Source organism: Streptomyces sp. NPDC056224 (assembly GCF_042267665.1).
GTDB lineage: Bacteria > Actinomycetota > Actinomycetes > Streptomycetales > Streptomycetaceae > Streptomyces.
In genome coordinates this window covers 17,379-37,326 of the sequence record NZ_JBHJTK010000026.1, presented here as the reverse complement: position 1 = coordinate 37,326, position 19,948 = coordinate 17,379, and the positions used below count along the sequence as shown (strand labels likewise).

General features: G+C 70.7%; 19 protein-coding genes. 11 read left to right on the top strand and 8 right to left on the bottom strand.

The genetic code is table 11. The features are described 5' to 3' along the window. The first annotated feature begins 77 nt into the window (after window positions 1-77). From tilS to ACFCZ1_RS25895, 5 genes are all read left to right on the top strand, one after another. Entirely contained in the window at window positions 78-1,133 is a 1,056-nt protein-coding gene (gene tilS / locus ACFCZ1_RS25915) for a tRNA lysidine(34) synthetase TilS (RefSeq protein ID WP_376680658.1), read from the top strand. Window positions 1,134-1,198: 65 nt separating this feature from the next. Continuing rightward, window positions 1,199-1,759: a hypoxanthine phosphoribosyltransferase gene (hpt, locus tag ACFCZ1_RS25910; protein ID WP_362394741.1), complete on the top strand. Its 561-nt coding sequence runs from the start codon at window positions 1,199-1,201 to the stop codon at window positions 1,757-1,759. A 222-nt stretch (window positions 1,760-1,981) separates the two neighbouring features. Next, entirely contained in the window at window positions 1,982-4,018 is a 2,037-nt protein-coding gene (gene ftsH / locus ACFCZ1_RS25905; protein ID WP_376680657.1) for an ATP-dependent zinc metalloprotease FtsH, read from the top strand. A gap of 76 nt (window positions 4,019-4,094) precedes the next feature. Beyond that, entirely contained in the window at window positions 4,095-4,703 is a 609-nt protein-coding gene (gene folE / locus ACFCZ1_RS25900; RefSeq protein WP_376680656.1) for a GTP cyclohydrolase I FolE, read from the top strand. 315 nt (window positions 4,704-5,018) lie between these two features. Continuing rightward, window positions 5,019-5,375 (top strand): hypothetical protein, encoded by a 357-nt coding sequence (locus ACFCZ1_RS25895; protein ID WP_376680655.1) that lies wholly within the window; start codon window positions 5,019-5,021, stop codon window positions 5,373-5,375. Here ACFCZ1_RS25895 and ACFCZ1_RS25890 read toward each other — a convergent pair. Continuing rightward, entirely contained in the window at window positions 5,372-5,860 is a 489-nt protein-coding gene (locus ACFCZ1_RS25890; RefSeq protein ID WP_376680654.1) for a DUF3180 domain-containing protein, read from the bottom strand. The genes ACFCZ1_RS25895 and ACFCZ1_RS25890 overlap by 4 nt on opposite strands. A gap of 281 nt (window positions 5,861-6,141) precedes the next feature. Here ACFCZ1_RS25890 and ACFCZ1_RS25885 point away from each other — a divergent pair, with 281 nt between their 5' ends. Then, window positions 6,142-8,094, top strand: a complete 1,953-nt coding sequence (locus ACFCZ1_RS25885; protein WP_376680653.1) for a zinc ribbon domain-containing protein — start codon at window positions 6,142-6,144, stop codon at window positions 8,092-8,094. On the opposite strand, the gene folK is transcribed toward ACFCZ1_RS25885, so the two are convergent. The 5 genes from folK to ACFCZ1_RS25860 form a co-directional block, all read right to left on the bottom strand. Beyond that, the gene (gene folK / locus ACFCZ1_RS25880) at window positions 8,054-8,662 is read right to left on the bottom strand and encodes a 2-amino-4-hydroxy-6-hydroxymethyldihydropteridine diphosphokinase (RefSeq protein WP_376680652.1); all 609 of its coding nucleotides are present in this window, start codon (window positions 8,660-8,662) and stop codon (window positions 8,054-8,056) included. The genes ACFCZ1_RS25885 and folK overlap by 41 nt on opposite strands. Further along, on the bottom strand, window positions 8,659-9,018 hold the full coding sequence (gene folB / locus ACFCZ1_RS25875; protein ID WP_030010912.1) for a dihydroneopterin aldolase: 360 nt from the start codon (window positions 9,016-9,018) through the stop codon (window positions 8,659-8,661). The genes folK and folB overlap by 4 nt, the downstream gene beginning before the upstream one ends. Before the next feature lie 131 nt (window positions 9,019-9,149). Continuing rightward, complete coding sequence (locus ACFCZ1_RS25870; protein ID WP_376680651.1) at window positions 9,150-9,593, bottom strand: nuclear transport factor 2 family protein; 444 nt, start codon at window positions 9,591-9,593, stop codon at window positions 9,150-9,152. Between the two features lie 22 nt (window positions 9,594-9,615). Beyond that, window positions 9,616-10,488 (bottom strand): dihydropteroate synthase, encoded by an 873-nt coding sequence (gene folP / locus ACFCZ1_RS25865; protein ID WP_376680650.1) that lies wholly within the window; start codon window positions 10,486-10,488, stop codon window positions 9,616-9,618. An 80-nt stretch (window positions 10,489-10,568) separates the two neighbouring features. Beyond that, a complete protein-coding gene (locus ACFCZ1_RS25860; RefSeq protein ID WP_376680649.1) occupies window positions 10,569-12,419 on the bottom strand; it encodes a phosphatidylglycerol lysyltransferase domain-containing protein in 1,851 nt (616 codons plus the stop codon). Window positions 12,420-12,573: 154 nt separating this feature from the next. Between ACFCZ1_RS25860 and ACFCZ1_RS25855 the strand changes: the two genes are divergently transcribed. Next, entirely contained in the window at window positions 12,574-13,683 is a 1,110-nt protein-coding gene (locus ACFCZ1_RS25855; protein WP_376680648.1) for an alpha/beta hydrolase, read from the top strand. A 68-nt stretch (window positions 13,684-13,751) separates the two neighbouring features. Here ACFCZ1_RS25855 and ACFCZ1_RS25850 read toward each other — a convergent pair whose 3' ends face one another. Further along, on the bottom strand, window positions 13,752-14,720 hold the full coding sequence (locus tag ACFCZ1_RS25850) for an ABC transporter ATP-binding protein (RefSeq protein WP_376680647.1): 969 nt from the start codon (window positions 14,718-14,720) through the stop codon (window positions 13,752-13,754). Window positions 14,721-14,864: 144 nt separating this feature from the next. Between ACFCZ1_RS25850 and ACFCZ1_RS25845 the strand changes: the two genes are divergently transcribed. The 4 genes from ACFCZ1_RS25845 (at window position 14,865) to ACFCZ1_RS25830 (ending at window position 18,640) form a co-directional block, all read left to right on the top strand. Further along, window positions 14,865-15,596: an ABC transporter permease gene (locus ACFCZ1_RS25845; protein ID WP_376680646.1), complete on the top strand. Its 732-nt coding sequence runs from the start codon at window positions 14,865-14,867 to the stop codon at window positions 15,594-15,596. 4 nt (window positions 15,597-15,600) lie between these two features. Continuing rightward, window positions 15,601-16,272, top strand: a complete 672-nt coding sequence (locus ACFCZ1_RS25840) for an ABC transporter permease (RefSeq protein ID WP_376680645.1) — start codon at window positions 15,601-15,603, stop codon at window positions 16,270-16,272. A 31-nt stretch (window positions 16,273-16,303) separates the two neighbouring features. Continuing rightward, window positions 16,304-17,290 carry an ABC transporter substrate-binding protein gene (locus tag ACFCZ1_RS25835; RefSeq protein ID WP_376680644.1) on the top strand — a complete coding sequence of 329 codons (987 nt, stop codon included), beginning with the start codon at window positions 16,304-16,306 and terminating at the stop codon, window positions 17,288-17,290. Between the two features lie 393 nt (window positions 17,291-17,683). Continuing rightward, window positions 17,684-18,640, top strand: coding sequence for a hypothetical protein (locus ACFCZ1_RS25830; protein WP_376680643.1), 957 nt, complete (start codon window positions 17,684-17,686; stop codon window positions 18,638-18,640). Between the two features lie 6 nt (window positions 18,641-18,646). Here the strand turns inward: ACFCZ1_RS25830 and ACFCZ1_RS25825 are convergent, their stop codons facing one another. After that, entirely contained in the window at window positions 18,647-19,888 is a 1,242-nt protein-coding gene (locus tag ACFCZ1_RS25825) for an alpha/beta hydrolase family protein (RefSeq protein WP_376680642.1), read from the bottom strand. Window positions 19,889-19,948: the final 60 nt, after the last annotated feature.

Below are 19,948 nucleotides of genomic sequence, written 5' to 3'. Positions count from 1 at the left end.
ATTCCCCGTCTCCTGGGGCAACCGGGCAGCACCCCCAAGCCTCCGAGGCATCCGAACACCATCGAAGGGCACCGGACATGGGTCCCCATCCTGCGGTCGCGGCGATACGCCTGGCGGTCCGCCGCGTACTCCACGACGTCCTCACCGACCTCACCGACCTCCCCCCGACCCGGTCCGGGCGGACCGCCCGCGCCGACACCCGCGGGGGAGCGCTGCCGCTCGTCCTCGTCGCCTGCTCCGGCGGCGCCGACTCCATGGCGCTCGCCTCGGCCCTCGCCTTCGAGGCCCCCAAGCTCGGCATCCGGGCCGGCGGCATCACCGTCGACCACGGGCTCCAGGCCGGCTCCGACCTGCGCGCCGCCGAGGTCGTCAGCCGCATGACCGCCCTCGGCCTCGACCCGGTGGAGTCCGTCGCCGTGCGCGTCGGCCGCGAGGGCGGACCCGAGGCCGCCGCCCGCGACGCCCGCTACGGCGCCCTGGACGAGGCCGCCGACCGGCTGGGCGCCGCCGCCGTGCTGCTCGGCCACACCCGGGACGATCAAGCCGAAACCGTCCTGCTGGGCCTCGCCCGCGGCTCCGGCATCCGCTCGCTCTCCGGCATGGCGGAGGTCTCGGGCGGTCCCGGCCGCAGCCACCGCTACCGCCGCCCCTTCCTGCAGATCGACCGGCAGACCGCCCGCAAGGCCTGCATGGTCCAGTCCCTCCCCGTTTGGGACGACCCGCACAACATCGATCCCGCCTACACCCGCTCCCGCCTGCGCCACGAGGGACTGCCCGCCCTGGAGAAGGCGCTGGGCAAGGGGGTCGTGGAGGCGCTCGCCCGCACCGCCCAGCTCTCCCGCGACGACGCCGACGCCCTGGACGCCTGGGCCGCCGAGGCGGAGACCGGCGTCCGGGACGAGGACGGCCGCCTGGAGTGCGCCAAGCTGTACGCCCTGCCCCCGGCCGTCCGCCGCCGGGTCCTGCGCAGGGCCGTGGTCGCCGCGGGTTCCCCCTCGGGATCGCTCTTCGCCCGGCACATCGAGGAAGTGGACCGTCTCATCACCGGATGGCGCGGTCAGGGCGCCATCAACCTGCCCGGCCGGGTCGAGGCCCAGCGTCAGGGTGGCAGACTGGTCATTCGGCAGGGCTGATTGGTGCTGAAACACGGCTGAGTCCTCCGGGGGCACCCCCGGAGCCCCGGTCGACAACGAAAGTGATGCGGGTGGACGAGAAGGACATGGGCGGCGACCTCCAGTCGGTGCTCATCACCAAGGAAGAGATCGACGCGAAGCTGGCCGAGCTGGCCGCGAAGATCGACGCGGAATACGCGGGCAAGGACCTGCTCATCGTCGGCGTCCTCAAGGGCGCGGTGATGGTGATGGCGGACCTGGCGCGCGCCTTGTCCACCCCGCTCACCATGGACTGGATGGCGGTCTCCTCGTACGGCGCCGGGACCCAGTCCTCCGGCGTGGTGCGGATCCTCAAGGACCTGGACACCGACATCAAGGACAAGCACGTCCTGATCGTCGAGGACATCATCGACTCCGGTCTGACGCTGTCCTGGCTGCTGTCGAACCTCGGCTCGCGCCAGCCGGCCTCCCTGGAGGTCGTCACGCTGCTGCGCAAGCCCGACGCCGCGAAGGTCGCGATCGACGTGAAGTGGGTCGGCTTCGACATCCCGAACGAGTTTGTCGTGGGCTACGGCCTCGACTACGCGGAGAAGTACCGCAACCTGCCGTTCGTCGGCACGCTCGCCCCGCACGTCTACGGCGGCTGATCCCGCTCCGGCCCCTGTTCCCGTTCCCGTCCCCGGGGCGCCTGTGCGGGCTCCGGGGAACCTGAGGGCGATTCCCGCCGTTGGAGCAGGGGAAAGCGGGTCTGTCAGCCGTCCCACGAGGCCGCGGGTGACAATACAGGGGTACATTCCGAAGAACAGTCTTTACTCACAGCAGCATTTACCTACGGGCAGGAGGGACGGGGTGCCTGGCGCCCCGTATGGATGGACGTGAAGCGATACTTCCGTGGGCCGGTCATGTGGATCGTGCTGGCCGTCCTCGCCGTGGTCGTGTTGATGAATGTCGTCGGCTCCGGCGGCGGCTACAAGTCGGTGGACACCAGCGAGGTCATCAAGGCGATCAACAGTGGCCAGGTGGAGACAGCCAAGCTGACCACCGGCGACAGCCAGATGATCAAGATCGAGCTCAAGAAGGACCAGAAGCTCGGCAAGCACGAAGGCACCAAGTTCCAGGCCAACTACATCGGGGATCAGGGCGTCCAGCTCGCCCAGAACCTCCAGACCAAGTACGAAGCCGGTCAGATTCCGGACGGCTACTCCGTCACTCCGGACAAGACCAGCCCGTTCCTGAGCGTGCTGCTCTCGCTCCTGCCCTTCGTCCTCATCGTCGTGGTCTTCCTGTTCCTGATGAACCAGATGCAGGGCGGCGGCTCCCGGGTCATGAACTTCGGGAAGTCCAAGGCCAAGCTCATCACCAAGGACACCCCGAAGACGACGTTCTCCGATGTCGCGGGCGCGGACGAGGCCGTCGAGGAACTCCACGAGATCAAGGAGTTCCTCCAGGAGCCGGCGAAGTTCCAGGCCGTCGGCGCCAAGATCCCCAAGGGTGTGCTGCTGTACGGCCCGCCCGGCACCGGTAAGACCCTGCTCGCGCGCGCCGTCGCGGGCGAGGCCGGTGTCCCCTTCTACTCGATCTCCGGTTCCGACTTCGTCGAGATGTTCGTCGGTGTCGGTGCCTCGCGTGTCCGCGACCTGTTCGAGCAGGCCAAGGCCAACGCCCCGGCGATCGTCTTCGTCGACGAGATCGACGCAGTCGGCCGGCACCGCGGTGCGGGTCTCGGCGGCGGTCACGACGAGCGCGAGCAGACCCTCAACCAGCTGCTGGTCGAGATGGACGGCTTCGACGTGAAGGGCGGCGTCATCCTGATCGCCGCCACGAACCGTCCGGACATCCTCGACCCGGCGCTCCTGCGCCCGGGCCGCTTCGACCGGCAGATCGCGGTCGACCGTCCCGACATGCAGGGCCGGCTGGAGATCCTCAAGGTCCACCAGAAGGGCAAGCCGGTCGCCCCGGACGTCGACCTGGGCGCGGTCGCCCGTCGTACGCCCGGCTTCACCGGTGCCGATCTCTCCAACGTCCTCAACGAAGCGGCCCTGCTGACCGCCCGTACGGACAAGAAGCTGATCGACAACCACTCGCTGGACGAGGCGATCGACCGCGTCGTGGCGGGCCCGCAGAAGCGGACCCGGATCATGTCGGACCGGGAAAAGAAGATCACCGCGTACCACGAGGGCGGACACGCCCTGGTCGCGGCGGCCTCCCCGAACTCCGACCCGGTCCACAAGATCACGATCCTGTCCCGCGGCCGGGCACTGGGCTACACCATGGTCCTGCCCGACGAGGACAAGTACTCGACCACGCGCAACGAGATGCTCGACCAGCTGGCGTACATGCTGGGCGGGCGCGCGGCCGAGGAACTGGTCTTCCACGACCCGACCACGGGCGCGGCGAACGACATCGAGAAGGCCACCGCCACGGCGCGGGCCATGGTCACGCAGTACGGCATGACCGAGCGTCTCGGTGCGATCAAGTTCGGCGGCGACAACACCGAGCCGTTCCTGGGCCGCGAGATGTCGCACCCCCGGGACTACTCGGAAGAGGTCGCGGCGCTGGTCGACGAAGAGGTCAAGAAGCTCATCGAGACCGCGCACAACGAGGCCTGGGAGATCCTCGTCGAGAACCGCGACGTTCTCGACAACCTGGTCCTCGCGCTGCTGGAGAAGGAAACGCTGAACAAGGAGCAGATCGCCGAGATCTTCTCCACGATCGTGAAGCGTCCGGCCCGCCCCGCGTGGACCGGCTCCTCCCGCCGCACCCCCTCCACCCGTCCGCCGGTGCTCTCTCCCAAGGAGCTCCAGCTGACGAACTCGGCGAACGGCACCTCGGCGGCGACCGCCGTCACGCCGGTCTCCACGGAGAAGGGCATCGAGGTGGCCCCTGAGGACCGCCCGGAGGCCTGATCCACCCGGAATGGAAGCAGCGCCCCCCAGGTTCTAGCCTGGGGGGCGCTGCAGTTTTCAAAGGAACGAGGAACAGATGACCGACCCAGTGACCCTGACCGGTGGCGAGGGCAGGATCGGCGAGTTCGACGAGAAGCGGGCCGAAGCGGCCGTACGTGAACTCCTGATCGCGGTCGGCGAGGACCCGGACCGCGAGGGCCTTCTGGAGACGCCGGCGCGCGTGGCGCGGGCGTACCGGGAGATCCTGGCCGGTCTGTGGCAGAAGCCCGAGGATGTGCTGACCACGGTGTTCGACCTGGGACACGACGAGCTGGTCCTCGTGAAGGGGATCGAAATCGTATCTCTGTGTGAACATCACCTGCTGCCGTTCCACGGTGTCGCCCACGTCGGCTATATCCCGGCGGAGAACGGCAAGATCACCGGCCTGTCGAAGCTGGCCCGCCTCGTGGACGTCTACGCTCGCCGCCCGCAGGTGCAGGAACGTCTTACTACGCAGATAGCAGACTCCCTGATGGAGATCCTCGACGCGCGCGGTGCCATCGTGGTGATCGAAGCCGAGCACATGTGTATGTCGGTCCGCGGCATCCGCAAGCCGGGTGCCAAGACCACCACGTCCGCGGTCCGCGGCCAGCTCCGCGCCACGGCCACCCGAGCTGAGGCTATGAGCCTCATCATGGCGCGCTAGTCGGATTGTCAGTGCTGTCCGCTACGGTTCCCCTCCGTGACTTCACAGAGGGGACCGGTGCTTTGGGGTCTACCGAGTAGGCAGACCGTCAACACTGTTGGCGGGCGGCTCCGGGCCTGCGATGTCCGCCCAGGAGATCACTTATGGACACTGCGGGAAGGCCGGACTGAACAGACCGTGGTCACCGACGTGCGAGCGGCGAGGACCCGCGCACTCGTCGACGTGACGACGGACCACGCGACGTTCGCCGTAGCTCCCGATCAGCTGCTGTGAACCCCTGACGGATGGACCCACGCACGCGACGCCGTCGGCACCGTGGTGGCCTGGGCTCACGCGCGCAAGCTGAGCCGGGAACGGCTTTCGATTCAGCCGGGATACCAGTTCGGCTATCTGTTTCTGGCGGAGCTCGCCGAGATCATCGGCGCGCGGTTCACGCCCCGCCCGAGTGGCTCGGCATCGCAGCTCGTGGTCGCCGACAGCTGGCCGACGCGCGGGACGTTCCAGGCGGAGGAGCACCCCGTCGAACTCGATGAGTCGGCATGGGTCGAGGTCAGGTCCGTCACGCTGCGCGCACCGAGTACCAAGCCGTCCACGCTGTACGACTTCGGGCTCACCCCTCACCCAGACTTTCTCGTGAACGGGCATCTGGTCCGCACGCCGTGGGAGACCTAGGCGCGGGACGCGGCCTCGGGGGGCTGGTCGTCGTCCTCAGGGAGCTTGAGGACGTGCTCCAGGAAGAGCGCGGCGGCAATGACCGCCGCGCCCGCCAGGACCGAGAAGCCGGCGTACCAGGCCTGGTCGCGGCGGGCGGGGACGTCGAGGGAGTCGGTCAGCAGGAAGATGCCGACACCGCCGTACGCGCCGGCCACCAGGGCCGCCACCAGTGCGCTGGCCTGGCCGAAGACGACCGCGCGGGCCGCCATCAGCGGCTCCACGCCCTTGGCCCCCGGCCGCCGCTCGCGCTGCGCCCTGAGGCGGGAGCGCATCGACAGGGCCGTCGCCAGCAGCACCGCGGCGATGACGCCCAGGACGATTGGCGCGGCCAGTGGAACGCCCGGCAGCGTGCCGTACGCGTTCCACAGGCGGGCACCCGCCCAGGACAGCACCCCGGCGACGACGAAGATCCCCGCCAGGACCGCAGGCCTCAGTTGCTTCACGTGCCCGTTCCCCGCTTTCCGCGCCGATCAGTCAGGCAGTCCACAGGCTCGCACAGTTCGCTGTGCATGCGTAGCGACCGTGTCGGGTTCTCGCCGTGATGTCCGTCCTGCGGGGATGTCGTATGTGAGTTTGTGCGTCGAATGCGTGACTTTCTTTTGGGGTCGTCGTTGATCGGATGACAGCACTGGACGGCAGGGGGCGAACGGTGAATCGGAGGGTGCGGCTCGCCCGGGGTGAGGTCGCTCGGACCGCTTGTGCCCGTGGTCTGTTGCGGAGGGGCGTGGACGACGAGAGCGGTGATCAGCTGTCCTCGTCCGTGCTGGCGGAGCGGGTCGGCTGGTGTGCCGATCTGGTGGCCGGCATGGTCGCCGACCTGCTGGCTTCGCACTGGAATGCCGCCGATGTGGATGTGCTCGCCTCCGGAGAGGACTACGGAGGCAGAAGGTTGCCGCCCAACGCGTGCGTGGCGCTGCGCCGCCTGGGATGGACCGTCGCGCCGCCGAAGGGTGTTCGTGTCAATGACCGGATCGTGCGCATGGCGCAGGAGCAGGCCGGACGCCTATTGCGGTCGGTGAAGTGGCGTGCCGACCTGATTGGCGGGGTGCTTGCGACCTGGCCCGCCGACCCGGCAGGGCGCACGGGACGGGAGTGGGATGCGGTGCGTGCGGCGGTGCCGGACGGGAAACATCTGCCATCCAGCATCCTCAAGGGCCGCACCCGGCAGATCAGCGCGTTCCTCGGGAAGCACGGCGCGATGCCAGCCGATCTCTTCGAGGTGGAGGGAGTGCCCCAGGCGGCAAGGATGCTGCTGCTTTCCACCTGTGACAGGCAGCAGGCCACCATCGAGCGGGCGGATGAGCCGGGCCGTGTGCTGCTGCGCTTGCAGCTTCCCACCCGTCCCGACCCGCAGTCATACCGGGATTGGACATGGGTGTCCTGCCCGGTCTCCCTGCCGCCGACGATCCCCATGGGCGCGGCGCTGCACCTGCCCACCCTTCGTCTGTCCAGGGGCTGCGTACGCGCCGATCTCCCCTACACCCACCCGGTGCCGAAGACCGCCCGCACTGGGCACACGGTCGGGCTCGGCGTGGACTGGGGCTTGAACACCCTGCTCAGCGCGGGCGCGGCCCGGCTGCACGACGACGGGCGGATCACCGCTCTCGGGTCCGGGTGCATGTTCCGGGCGGCTGGTGTCCTCGCCAAGCAGCACCGGCTGCGCAGGCAGGGCGAGCGCTTGCATGCCAAGGCCGACCACTACCGGCGACTCACCGCCGGAGACGAGCAGCATGCCCTGGCGGCCAAACACACCGTCTTGAGCGACGAGATCGCGTACGTGTCCGCACGCCGGTCGAGCCTGAACGACGCATTGGCGTGGGCCTCCGCCCGGTGGGCGGTCGACCAGGCCATCGCCGCCGGGGCGACTGTCATCTACGTCGAGGACCTCCGGTCGCTGGAAACCCGTGGGATGGGCCGCAGCGTCACCACGCGCCTGTCCCAGCAGGTGCGCGGGCAGATCGTGGACCGTATGCGGCACGTGGCCGCCGAGACGGGCATCGCCGTCGTCACCGTCCCCGCCCGGAACACCTCCAAGCACTGCCCCCGGTGCCTCACCCCACTGCGGCACCGCAAAGCCCCCGACCGGCCCACCACATCCGGCTGGAAATGGGCCGTCTGCCCCAGCTGCCGCTGGCAGGGAGACCGTGATCAGGGTGCCTGGCAGCGCATCGCGGCACGCGGCCTGACCCACCAGAGCAAGAGCGTGACCGACCGCACCACAGGCTCCGTGGCCATCCGCACCGTCGTGGACATACTCGAAGCGGACGCGGTCATCACACCCACCGCGATGAGAGCCAGGCGGCAGGACCGGTCCAGGACCGGCGCCACACCGCACAAGACAGCACGCCCCGCGCCCAGGCGACGCAGGGCACCCTCCCCCGCCCGACCCTCGGGGCCGGCGGGAAAGCGTCCGGAGGGACACGCTCACACGGACCGGCGACGGCTGCCCCGCGCAGCCGATCGGCACCAGGGCGTGACGACGATCAGCACCCCCACCGGCCGACACCGGCCACGAGGAGCACCACTGGGCGCGGGATTTCACCTCCACGCCCACGCCACCCCTCCACGGTGGGAGATTCCGTACCCGGACATAGTCCTGGCCGCAGGATCACGCAGCCGATCAGAGACGCGAACGACTACTCGGGGAGGCGGAGTTCCAGGTCCGGGCGCGCCGTGACTCCGGTCAGGCCGATTCCGGCCAGGAGCGCGCCGACGGCGCCGTGACCGGGGAGCTGCGCCTCCGCGTCGATGTCGTTCCAGGGGGCCAGCACGAAGGCGCGCTGGTGGGCGCGCGGGTGCGGCAGGGTGAGGACGGGGTCCTCGGAGGTCACCTCGGCGTACGCGATGATGTCGACGTCGATCGTGCGCGGCCCCCAGCGCTCCTCGCGGACGCGGTCGAAGGCCTCCTCGATGGCCTGACCCCGCTCCAGGAGCGAGGACGGCGGCAGGGTGGTCCGCACCTTGACGACCGCGTTGAAGTACGCGGGCTGCGAGCCGGGCTCGACGCCCCACGGCTCGGTCTCGTACACGGGGGAGACGGCCTTGACCCGCAGGCCCGGGGTGTCGCCGAGGGCGTCGATGGCGCCCTGCAGGGTCTCCAGCCGGTTGCCGAGGTTCGCGCCGAGCGCGATGACGGCCCATTTCGGGTTGGACAGGGTGGTGTCCGCCGCGTCGACCGTCTCCACGACGGAGGCGGGTACCGGCTGCACGGTGGGGTCGCTCTGAGTGTTCAGTCCGTTGTTCATGCGCGGCTCCGGGTGATCGTGATGGTCACGTCGTCGAAGGGGACGGTGATGGGCGCGTCCGGCTTGTGGACGACGACCTCGACCTGTGCCACCGCTTCGTGCTTGAGGCACTGCTGGGCGATCCGCTCGGCGAGGGTCTCGATCAGGTCGACGGGCTCTCCCTGCACCACGTCGACGACCTCTTCGGCGACGACCCCGTAGTGCACGGTCTTCGCCAGGTCGTCCCCGGCCGCCGCGGGCCGGGTGTCGAGGTGCAGCACCAGGTCGACGATGAAGGTCTGGCCTTCTTCGCGCTCCCGGGGGAAGACGCCGTGGTGCCCGCGAGCCTTGAGGCCGCGCAGCGCGACACGATCCACGCGAATCACTCCTGCTTTCGTAGGTGCTTCCGGTCCCGGGGCTGCCCGGGGCCATGGGCCTACGCCGAGTGCGGTCGGCGTCGTCCGTCTTCGAATTTACCTGCGAAACACCCCGGACCCCGCCGGTGGGGTCAGGAGCCGTCCTCCTCGTCGTCCTCGTCGGACTCCGTGAGCACGGGAGAACCGTGGTGGGACCAGAGCCGCCAGCCCTCGGATGTGCGTCGGAACACATTCGTGGCGACGACCAGCTGACCGACCAGCGGGCCGAGTTCCCCGCCGTCCTCGGCGGGGCCGCCGCTGAGGATGTTCTCCGTACAGGTCACCAGCGCGGTGTCGCCGATGACGGCGACCTTGGTGTCGGTGAGGAAGAACTGGATGTAGTCCGTGTGGGACATGATCAGCGCGTACGAGCGCAGCACCTCGCCGCGGCCGGAGAGCACCGGCCAGCCCGGGTGTACGCAGGAGACCTCGTCATCGAGCCAGAGCGCCGACAGTGCGTCGAAGTCCCCCCGCTCCATGGCCTCGTAGAAGGCCGTGTTGACCTCTTCGACCGCTTCGATGTCGGTTCTGCTCACAGGGCTCCTTCTCGGTCGGTGGTCACAGCGCTCCTTCCACCGCGCGGGCCACCCGAACCGCGTCCGCGGTGGCCCGTACCTCGTGGACCCGTACGGCCCAGGCACCCTGGTGGGCGGCGATGGCGGAGACGGCGGCGGTGGCGGCATCGCGCTCGCGGGCGGGCGGCGGCGCGGCGTCGGCGGCGCCGGCCAGGACCCGGCCGAGGAAACGCTTCCGCGAGGCGGCGACCAGCAGGGGGAAGCCGAGGGCGCGCAGCTCGGGCAGGTGGGCGACGAGGGCCAGGTCGTGTTCGGCGTTCTTCGCGAAGCCGAGGCCCGGGTCGACGACGAGCCGCTCGGGGGCGATCCCGCCGGTCACGACGGCGTCGATCCGGGCCCGGAGCTCGGAGGTGACCTCGGCGAGTACGTCCTCGTAGACGGCGAGGCTGTTCATGCCGTCGCTGAAGCCGCGCCAGTGCATCACCACGAACGGCACCTCGGCGGCCGCGACGGCCGGGATCATCCCGGGGTCGGCGAGCCCGCCGCTGACGTCGTTGACCAGGACCGCGCCGGCGGCGACGGCCTGCGCGGCGACGCTCGCGCGCATGGTGTCGACGGAGACGGTGACGCCCTCGGAGGCGAGGCCGCGCACGACGGGGACGACCCGGCGCAGCTCTTCCTCCTCGTCGACGCGGGTGGCACCGGGCCGGGTGGACTCGCCGCCGACGTCGACGAGGTCGGCGCCCTGGGCGACGAGCTCGAGGCCGCGCTTGACGGCGGCGGTGGTGTCGAACCAGCGGCCGCCGTCGGAGAAGGAGTCGGGGGTGACGTTGACGACGGCCATGACCGCGCAGCGGTCCCACTCGGGCAGACCTGCGACCCGGCCCCTGCCGGTGGCTCCGCGCTTCGTGTTCATAGGTCCAAGGGTAGGGCTGACCTGGATAGGCCAGGGCCCCGGCGCCGTCGGCTGCCGGGGCCCTGGAGACGTACGAGCCGCTACGCGGCCTGGACCTCGCGCTCCGCCTGGGCAGGGACCTTGGCGTGGGTGTGCGTGTGGGCGCAGGTGCGCTCGGGCTTGGGAGGGCGGCGGCTGGCGAAGAGCCGGGGCAGGGCCAGCGTGACGAAGCCCTCGGCCTGCATCACGGCGAAGCCGATGCGGGGCAGGTCGCGGTGGGTGCGGTAGACCATGAAGCGCGGCTCCCAGCGGGGGCGGAACTTCGCGTTGAACTTGTACAGCGACTCGATCTGGAACCAGCGGGAGAGGAAGACCAGCAGGTTCCGCCACAACCGCAGCACCGGGCCGGCGCCGATCTTCTCGCCGCGGGCGAGGGCCGAGCGGAACATCGCGAAGTTCAGGGAGACCTTCTCGATGCCCAGCGCGGGGGAGGCCTCCAGCGAAGCCACGATGAGCAGCTCGTTCATGCCGGGGTCGGCGGCGCGGTCGCGGCGCATCAGCTCCAGCGACATGCCGTCCTTGCCCCAGGGCACGAAGTGCAGGACGGCCTTGAGGTCGCCGAACGGGCTGGTGTCGCCCTCCTCGACGCGGTGGGCGGTGGCGATGAAGCAGTCGCCGTCGCCCTCCTCGCCGACCCGGCCCAGTGCCATGGAGAAGCCGCGCTCGGTGTCGGTGCCGCGCCAGGCCTCGGCGGCGCCGCGCACCTGCTCCAGCTCCTTCTCGGTCAGCTCGCTGACCCGGCGGACCTTGGTGGTGTAGCCGTTGCGCTCGATGCGCTTCACCATCTGGCGGACATTGCGCATGGGACGGCCCGCGAGGGAGAAGTCTTTGACATCGACAATCGCCTCGTCACCCAGCTCCAGGGCGTCCAGACCGGTCTCGCGGGTCCAGACCTCGCCGCCGGTCTCGCTGCAGCCCACGACGGCCGGGGTCCAGGAGTGGGCCTTGGCCTCCTCCATGAACCGCTCGATGGCGCCGGGCCAGGCCTCGACGTCGCCGATGGGGTCGCCGGAGGCGAGCATCACACCGGAGACGACGCGGTAGGTGACGGCGGCCTTGCCGCTGGGGGAGAAGACGACGGCCTTGTCGCGGCGGAGCGCGAAGTGGCCGAGCGAGTCGCGGCCGCCGTGCTTGGCGAGCAGCTCGCGCAGCTTGCCCTCGTCATCGGCGGTGAGCCGGGCGGCCGGGTGCTCGGGACGGAAGGCCAGGTAGATGGTGGTGAGCGCGGTCAGCATGCCGAGGGCGCCGAGGGAGTACCCGACGGTCCAGGACACCGAGTGCGTGTACTCGACGGGGCCCTCGAAGCCGAAGAGGCCGTAGACGACGTGCGTGATCTGCTCGTACAGGCTCGGGTTGCCGACGACCCGCCCCGGGTGGACGTTGACGATGACCAGGCCCAGACCGATGGAACCGGCGCTCATCAGCACGAAGTTCGCGAGCGCCTTCCAGCGGCTGCGCGGGTCGGGAAGCGCCTTGAATTCACTCTGGTGGCGCAGCAGCAGCGCGAAGAGCACCGCCGCGATGACCACGCCGATGATCGAGTGCCGGTACGCGAACTGGGCCACGGCGCCGGCCGGCAGCAGTACGACCGCCGCCCTCCAGGCCCGGCGCTTGCGGCGCTTGAGGCCGTGCGCGAGCAGCAGGAGCAGCACGCCCGCGCTGATGGCGAGGGCCGCGGCGAAGGGGCCGAACACCGGCAGGACTTCGGCCACCGCGTGGATCCGGCTGTGACGGAACCGCGGGAAGACTCCCGCCGCGACGTCCAGAAGGCCGACGATCATGACGGCCGTACCTACCAGGCCGGGCACCGACTCCGGCCGTGGGCCACGGAGGATTCGGCGTACCCCGCTCGGAACCTGTCCCGACTTATCGCCATCTATCCTGCTAGACATCGCTTCCCGTTGCTCCGCGAGAGATCATGTGGCCGAAGGCCGCGACAGCCTCCGGTGTGTGTGGTGCGTCCATTAGGACGACATCGACGGGGAGCGGGTTCACTCTTCCGCCGGAAATTTCCAGTCCTGCCATCAGAAAGTCGACTGACTGCTCATGGGTCTCACCAGTAACACGGTCCTGGCGCTGGCCATCATCGCCGGTGTGCTGCTCTTCGCGGCCACCGTCTGGTTCTGGCCGAAGCTCTCGGGCCGCACCTGGCGCGCGTTCGCCGGGCGGATCGGCCTGCTGCTGGCGACCCAGCTGGCACTGTTCTCGGCTGTGGGGCTCGCGGCCAACAAGTCGTTCCTCTTCTACGGTTCCTGGGCCGACCTGTTCGGTCAGGAGACGTCGATGGGCAAGGTCGTCGACCACTCGATGAGCAGCAAGGACATCAAGGTCGTCGACAAGCAGAAGCTGGACGTCCCCGGTGGCGCGAAGCCCCAGGTGGGCGGTCAGATCCTGAAGGTTGCCATAACCGGGCAGAAGTCGAAGATAACGAGCCCCGGCTACGTGTGGCTCCCGCCGGAGTACTTCCAGCCGCAGCACAAGGACCAGAACTTCCCGGCGTCCATCGTGCTGACCGGCTACCCGGGCACCGCAGAGAACCTGATCAAAGGGCTCGACTACCCGATGAAGGCCTTCAGCCTGTCCAAGGCGGGCAAGATGAAGCCGATGATCCTCGTCATGCTGCGTCCCACAGTCGCACCCCCGCGTGACACCGAGTGCGTTGACATACCCGGCGGCCCGCAGACCGAGACCTTCTTCGCGCAGGACCTCCCGCAGGCCATCACGGACACCTTCCGCGTCGGCAAGGACCCCAGGAACATGGGCTTCATCGGGAATTCCACGGGCGGTTACTGTGCCCTGAAGATCGCCGCGCACTACCCCCAGACCTTCGGTGCCGCCGCGGGCCTGTCCGCGTACTACGAGGCGCCCGACGACCCGACCACCGGCGACCTGTTCCACGGCGACGGCGCCCTGAAGAAGCGCGCCGACGTCCTGCACAGCATCGAGCACAAGAAGCCGAGCGGTACGTCCTTCCTCGTCACCAGCAGCGAGACGGGCGAGCCTAACCTCGGTGACACCAGGAAGTTCATCAAGCTGGTCAAGGGCCCGGACCGGGTCTCCTCGATCATCCTCGACAGCGGTGGCCACAACTTCAACACGTGGCGGCGCGAGATCCCGCCGATGCTGGTGTGGATGAGCAACCGCATCCAGGCCTGAGTGCCCCGGTGCTGCCGGCGAAGGGGCCCGACTCCGGTCGGGCCCTTTCCCTTTCTCTTTCCCATTCCCTATGCCTCCTGCAACTGCGCCCGGCGCAGCGCCCGGTGGACCCCCTCCGGCGTCAGTACGCCGACGAGCTCGCCCGAGGCCGGGTCCGTGACGCCGATCCGGCCCGAGTCCTCCTGGAGCAGGGCGGAGAGCGCCTCGCGCAGCGTCGCGCCCAGTTCCACCGCCCCGGCCGGGGCCGGAGTCCTGCCGTCCGCCGCCGTCAGATCGGCCGCCTCGACCGGGGTGACCGCGAGGCGCTTGAGGCCCCGGTCGGCGCCGACGAAGGAGGCCACGTACGGGGTGGCCGGGGCCCCGAGCACCGCGGCCGGCCGCGCGAACTGCTCGATGGTGCCCGTTCCGTAGACGGCCATGCGGTCCCCGAGCCGGATCGCCTCCTCCAGGTCGTGCGTGACGAGCAGGATCGTCTTGCGCACCGTCTTCTGCAGCGCCAGGAACTCGTTCTGCAGCCGCTCGCGCACCACCGGGTCCACCGCCCCGAACGGCTCGTCCATCAGCAGCACCGGCGGATCGGCGGCGAGCGCGCGGGCCACGCCGACGCGCTGGCGCTGTCCGCCGGACAGCTGCTCCGGGTACCTGCCCCCGTACACGGCCGGGTCCAGGCCCACGAGTTCGAGCAGCTCGGCCGCCCGGGCACGCGCCTTGGCCTTCGGGGTGCCGGTCAGCTGCGGCACGGTCGCCGTGTTCTCCAGCACCGTCCTGTGCGGGAACAGCCCGACCTGCTGGATGACGTACCCGATCCGGCGGCGCAGCTCGACCGGGTCGGCGGCGGCGATGTCCTCGCCGCCCAGCAGGATCCGGCCGGAGGTGGGCTCGATCAGCCGGTTGACCATCTTCATGGTGGTCGTCTTGCCGCAGCCGGACGGTCCCACGAGCGTGACCAGCTCGCCCTCCGCCACCTCGAAGGACAGGTCCTCGACGGCTGTCGTCCCGTCGGGATAGCGCTTGGTCACATGCTCGAATCGGATCACATCGCCATCCTTCCCTACCCGGACCCCCTGGTGGCGAAGGGTTCATGAGGAGAGTGTTACGCGACTGCGAAGGAATCCGGCCATCGACGGCGGTGGGGGTTAGGGTCCCTCTTGTACGTACGTTCGGTGGCGGGGGTGAGGGGCATGGCCGGGCAGAACTGCCTGGTGGCGAACGACTGGATCTGCTGGGAGTACGTCTCCTCCCGCTCCCGGGAACTCACCGACGCCACCCTCGAACACATCTGGATCACGGGCGTCTCGGTCCTCATCGGCATCGCCGTGTCCGTCCCGCTCGCCCTGCTGGCCCGCCGCGGCCGGCGCTGGGCGGCGCCCGTGCTCGCCTTCACCACGCTGCTCTACACCGTCCCCTCGCTCGCCATGTTCTCCCTCCTGCTGCCCGTGTTCGGCCTCTCGGCGGCGCTGGTGGTGACCGGGCTGGTGCTGTATTCGCTGACCATCCTCGTCCGCAACGTCCTGGCCGGTCTGGAGGCCGTGCCCGCTGACGTACGGGAGGCGGCGCGCGGCATGGGATACGGGCCCGGGCGGCTGTTGTGGCAGGTCGAACTGCCCCTGGCGCTGCCCGCGCTGCTCGCCGGGGTGCGGATCGCGACCGTCTCCACGATCGCGCTGACCACGGTCGGTTCCATCGTCGGCAAGGGCGGCCTCGGCAATCTCATCGCCCCGGCCGTGAACAGCTCCTTCAAGGCCCAGGTGCTCACCGCCTCGGTGCTGTGCGTGCTGCTCGCGCTGGTGGCCGACCTGCTGCTGCTCGGCGCGCAGCGGCTGCTCACGCCGTGGACCCGGGCGTCCGGCGCCCGGCCCGCGGCCTCCGGCGACCCCGCGGCGCGGCCCGCGGCCTCCGGCAAGGGGGCCTGAGGCGATGGGCGTACTGGGACAGGCCTGGGACTGGCTGGCGAACGGCGCCAACTGGTCCGGCGAGAGCGGCGTGTGGCACCGGCTCGGCGAGCACGTCTACGTCAGCGGGATCGCCCTCGCGATCGCCTGCGCGGTGGCCCTGCCCGTCGGCCTGTACCTCGGCCACCTCGGCAAGGGCGGCGCCCTCGCCGTCAACGTCTCCAACATCGGCCGGGCCGTGCCCGTCTTCGCGGTACTGGCCCTGTTCATGGTCTCCCCGCTGCGCAACGCGGGTTACCTGCCCACCATCGCCGCGCTCGTGCTGTTCGCGCTGCCGCCGCTCCTGACGAACACGTATGTCGGCATGCGCGAGGTGGACCGGTCGGTGGTGGAGGCCGCCCGTGGCATGGGCATGTCCGGGTCCCAGCTGTTCCTCCGGGTCGAACTGCCGCTGGCCCGTCCGCTGGTGATGACCGGGCTGCGCTCGGCCGCCGTACAGGTCATCGCCACGGCCACGATCGCGGCGATGGTCGGCCAGGGCGGTCTGGGCCGGATCATCACGGCCGGATTCAACACGTACAACACCGCGCAGGTCGTCGCGGGCGCCCTGCTGGTGGCTGCGCTGGCCCTGCTGGTGGAGGGCGCGCTGGTGGCGGCCGACCGGTTGCTGCCCCGGCGGGCGGCGACGTCCCGCTGATCCCTTTCCCCGCCTCGAACGGAGTACCCCCATGAGCAAGACCACCCGTGTCCTCGGCGCGTCCCTGGGCGCCCTCGCCCTGACGGTGTCGCTGGCCGCGTGCGGCGGCGACAGCCTGGAGAAGAGCAAGGACGGCGGCTCGGGCGCCTCCTCCGGGTCCTCCTCGGGCGGGGGCAAGGGCGCCCTGGTCATCGGCGCGGCCGGGTTCACCGAGTCCAACGTGCTGGCCGAGCTGTACGCACAGGTCCTCAAGGACGCGGGCCACAGCACCTCCGTCAAGACGGTCAGCAACCGTGAGCTGTACGAACCGTCGCTGGAGAAGGGCGAGATCGACATCGTCCCGGAGTACGCGGCCACCCTCGCGGAGTTCCTCAACGCCAAGGTGAACGGCCCCAAGGCGCCCGAGGAGAAGCCGGTCGCGTCGAGCGACGTCGCGGCGACGGTGGCGGGTCTGGAGAAGCTCGCGGGCCCGCTCGGGCTGAAGGCGCTGCCCGCGGGCGCGGCGGTCGACCAGAACGCCTTCGCGGTGAGCGGCGAATTCGCCCGGAAGAACAACCTGAAGACCCTTTCCGATCTCGGGAAGGCCGGGCTGAAGGTGAAGATCGCGGCGGGCGACGAATGCGCCGTCCGCCCCTTCTGCGCACCCGGGTTGACCAAGACGTACGGAATCGATGTTTCCGGTATCGACCCCAAGGGCGTCGGCACCCCGCAGGCCAAGCAGGCGGTGAAGGACGGCGCGGACCAGCTGGTCCTGACCACCACCACGGACGCCACGCTCGACGCCTTCGGCCTGGTCCTGCTGGAGGACGACAAGAAGCTCCAGAACGCCGACAACGTGCTTCCCGTGGTCAACGCCAAGGACGCGGGCACCCCGGAGATCGCGGCCGCCCTCGACAAGCTGACCAAGGCGCTCACGACGGCCGACCTGGTCGACCTGAACCGCAAGGTGGACGCGGAGCGCGCCAAGCCGGCCGACGTGGCGAAGGCCTACCTGCAGTCCAAGGGCCTCATCGGGTGAACCGACGTGCTCCCCGGCCTCGCGGCCGGGGAGCCTGCGGGCCGCACCCTGCGGCCCCCGCACCCTGCGCCCCGGCATGCCCGGCCCCGCATGCCAGGCCCCGCATGCCCGGCCCGGCGCGCGGCACCGGCCGGCATCCGCGAATGCGTAGTAGTCATAACGAAGGCGCACACACGCGACCGTAGGACCCCGGGTCCGGTCACATGCCCGCAAAAAGGCGGTAAGGGGCACGGGAAAAGCCCGCACCCGACCCTCCAGGCCCGGCACCGTCCTTCCACGGGAGGGCCGCGCGGCACGAAGGTGCGGGAGTTCCGCGCGGTCGTCGGCAACTGCCCGGCAGAGATTGCCGCACGGGTACCCCACATGGCCTCTACTCCCTGTAAATTTCAGGCCATGCCCCGTGGACGCCACCGCAATCCCGAACCCCTGCACCGGCTGCTCACGCCGACGGCCGTCGCCGGTGTGTCCCTCGTCAGTGCCGGCGCGGCCTGGCTGCTCGTGGAACCCGTGCCGTTGCGGCTGCTCGTGGCCCTCGCGGCCGCCGCCGGGGTCACCGGCGGCGTCGTGATGCGCGCCTGGGACCGCTCGGCGGGCCGCCGCGTCGCGGAGCTGGCGCGCGAGCGCGTCAAGGACGAGTGGAAGACGGACGAGCGGATAGCCGAGCTCGAATCCGATCTCGAAGAGGCCCGGGCGCTGCGCGCCAGGCTGGATGCCAAGCTGCGCGCCAAGCGGGTCGAACTGGCCGGGCTGCGCGGCGAGCACGCGGCGCTGCTGCGGCGGTACGCGACGGCCGAGACCGAGCGCGCGAGCGCGCTGGAGGGCCGTCGGCTGCTGGCCATCGAGGCCTCCGCGGCCCCGGCCGCCGCACCGAAGGAACTTCCTGTGGTCTCCGAGGAGCGCACCTCGGCGGGCGCACCCACCTCGGTCGGCTACGCCCGGGCCCACGCGGCCCTGGGCGCGCTGGTCCGCAAGGCGCAGCGCCGGGAGCTGCCCGCGGCACCGTCGGGCCCCGCGTCCTCGGTCCCGGCGCGCCGGCCGGCCGCGGCGGTGGCCCCGTACGCGGCGCAGCGGCGGGCGACGTCCCGGGTCGAGGGCGGCTTCGACTTCTTCGGCGCCAAGAACGCGGAGCAGGCCCGCGCGGCGATCGAGGCGGTCCAGAACGAGGACCTGGCCGACGTGGTCGGCGCCGAGGCCCTCGCGGTCCACGAGGCGGAGACGGCCGGGCCCCCGGCCGAGCCGAAGGCTCCCGAGGCTCCCGAGGCATCCGAGGCGGGTCAGGTCATCGACCTGACGGCCCATGACGAGACGGAACCGATCGGCGTGGTCCGCCTGCGGACCGCGATCTCCTAGCGCCGCCTAGCGGAGCGAGTCGAACCAGCGGACGGCCTGGGGCGCCGAGCGGATCGCCGTGGTGGAGTGGTCGGCGTCCGGGCCCTGGTCGACGATCTTCGCCCGGACCCCGTGGCGGGCCAGGTCGGCGGCGCAGGCACGGGCGTTGGCGATGGGCACGTCGGTGTCGCCGCCGCTCGTGTAGAGGCGTACGGGTACGGCGGGCTTCCAGTCGCAGGAGCCGTCGTTTGCCTTCAGTACCTCTGCCAGGACCCCGCGAGGGTCGCGGATGTTCTCGGCCCACTCCGGGGTGAGCAGTTCCTGCGGCGTCGCGGGGAGCGCGGCCACGATGTCCTTCACCTGGTGGTTCCCGTCGAACAAGTTTTCCACAGCCTGTGCATGGGGTGCACGGAACACCTCGGCCGGGTCCTCGTAGAGCGGGTGCAGCCGGTTCTGCGCGGTGAGGAAGTAGGAGAGGTAGAAGACGGCCGAGGCCGGTGCGATCCGGCCGTCGGTGATCGCGGGCATCTCGGAGCCGGTCAGGTCGTACGGGCCGGCCATCGGGGCCAGCGCCCGCAGCCGGAAGCCGCTCCGGCCCCGGGAGAGCTCGCGGCCGAGGGCCATCGCCACCTGGCCGCCCTGCGAGAAGCCGGTGGCGTACACGTCCCGGGTGACGGGGCGGCCCAGCCGGCCGGCGGCGGTGCGGGCGGCTTCGAGCATGTCGACGGAGGCGGTGACCGCGGAACGGGTGTCCATGTACGGATGGGCGCCCGGGCCGCCGCCCAGGCCCAGGTAGTCCGGAGCGGCGACGGCGCGGCCGGCCGAAGCGTGCAGGTACGGGGTGAGCCGGTTGTAACCGGCGCCTCCGGACGGGGCGTCGTCGCGGGTGGCGAGAGTGCCGTGGGTGTCGGAGACCAGGTCGAGGCGGTGCGGGCCGCCGCGCGGCAGGACGAGGAGCCCGGTGGCGGTGGTGGGGCGGCCCTGGGGGTCCACGGTGGCGTAGGCCAGCCGGTACGCGCTCACGCCGTACCGGACGGTCCCGGGGTCGATGCCGAGCGTGGCGAGTTCGGCGACGACCTGGTCGCGGCCGAGCGTGTCGAGCGGGGTGACGGAGATCAGGGCGCCGCGGGCGGCGGCGGCGGGTGCGGCGGGCGCGGCCAGGGCCGCCGGGGCGGCGATCCCGCCCAGTACGGCCGCGAGGGCCACGGCTGCGGCGCCGCGCCGCAGCACCTGCCGGCGCCGGTGCTTGCTGTGCTGCGTGATCGTCATGCGGGCAACGCTAGGGGCGCCCGTCTGCCGCCAACATCCGGTCCGCCCCCGCCGGTTGAG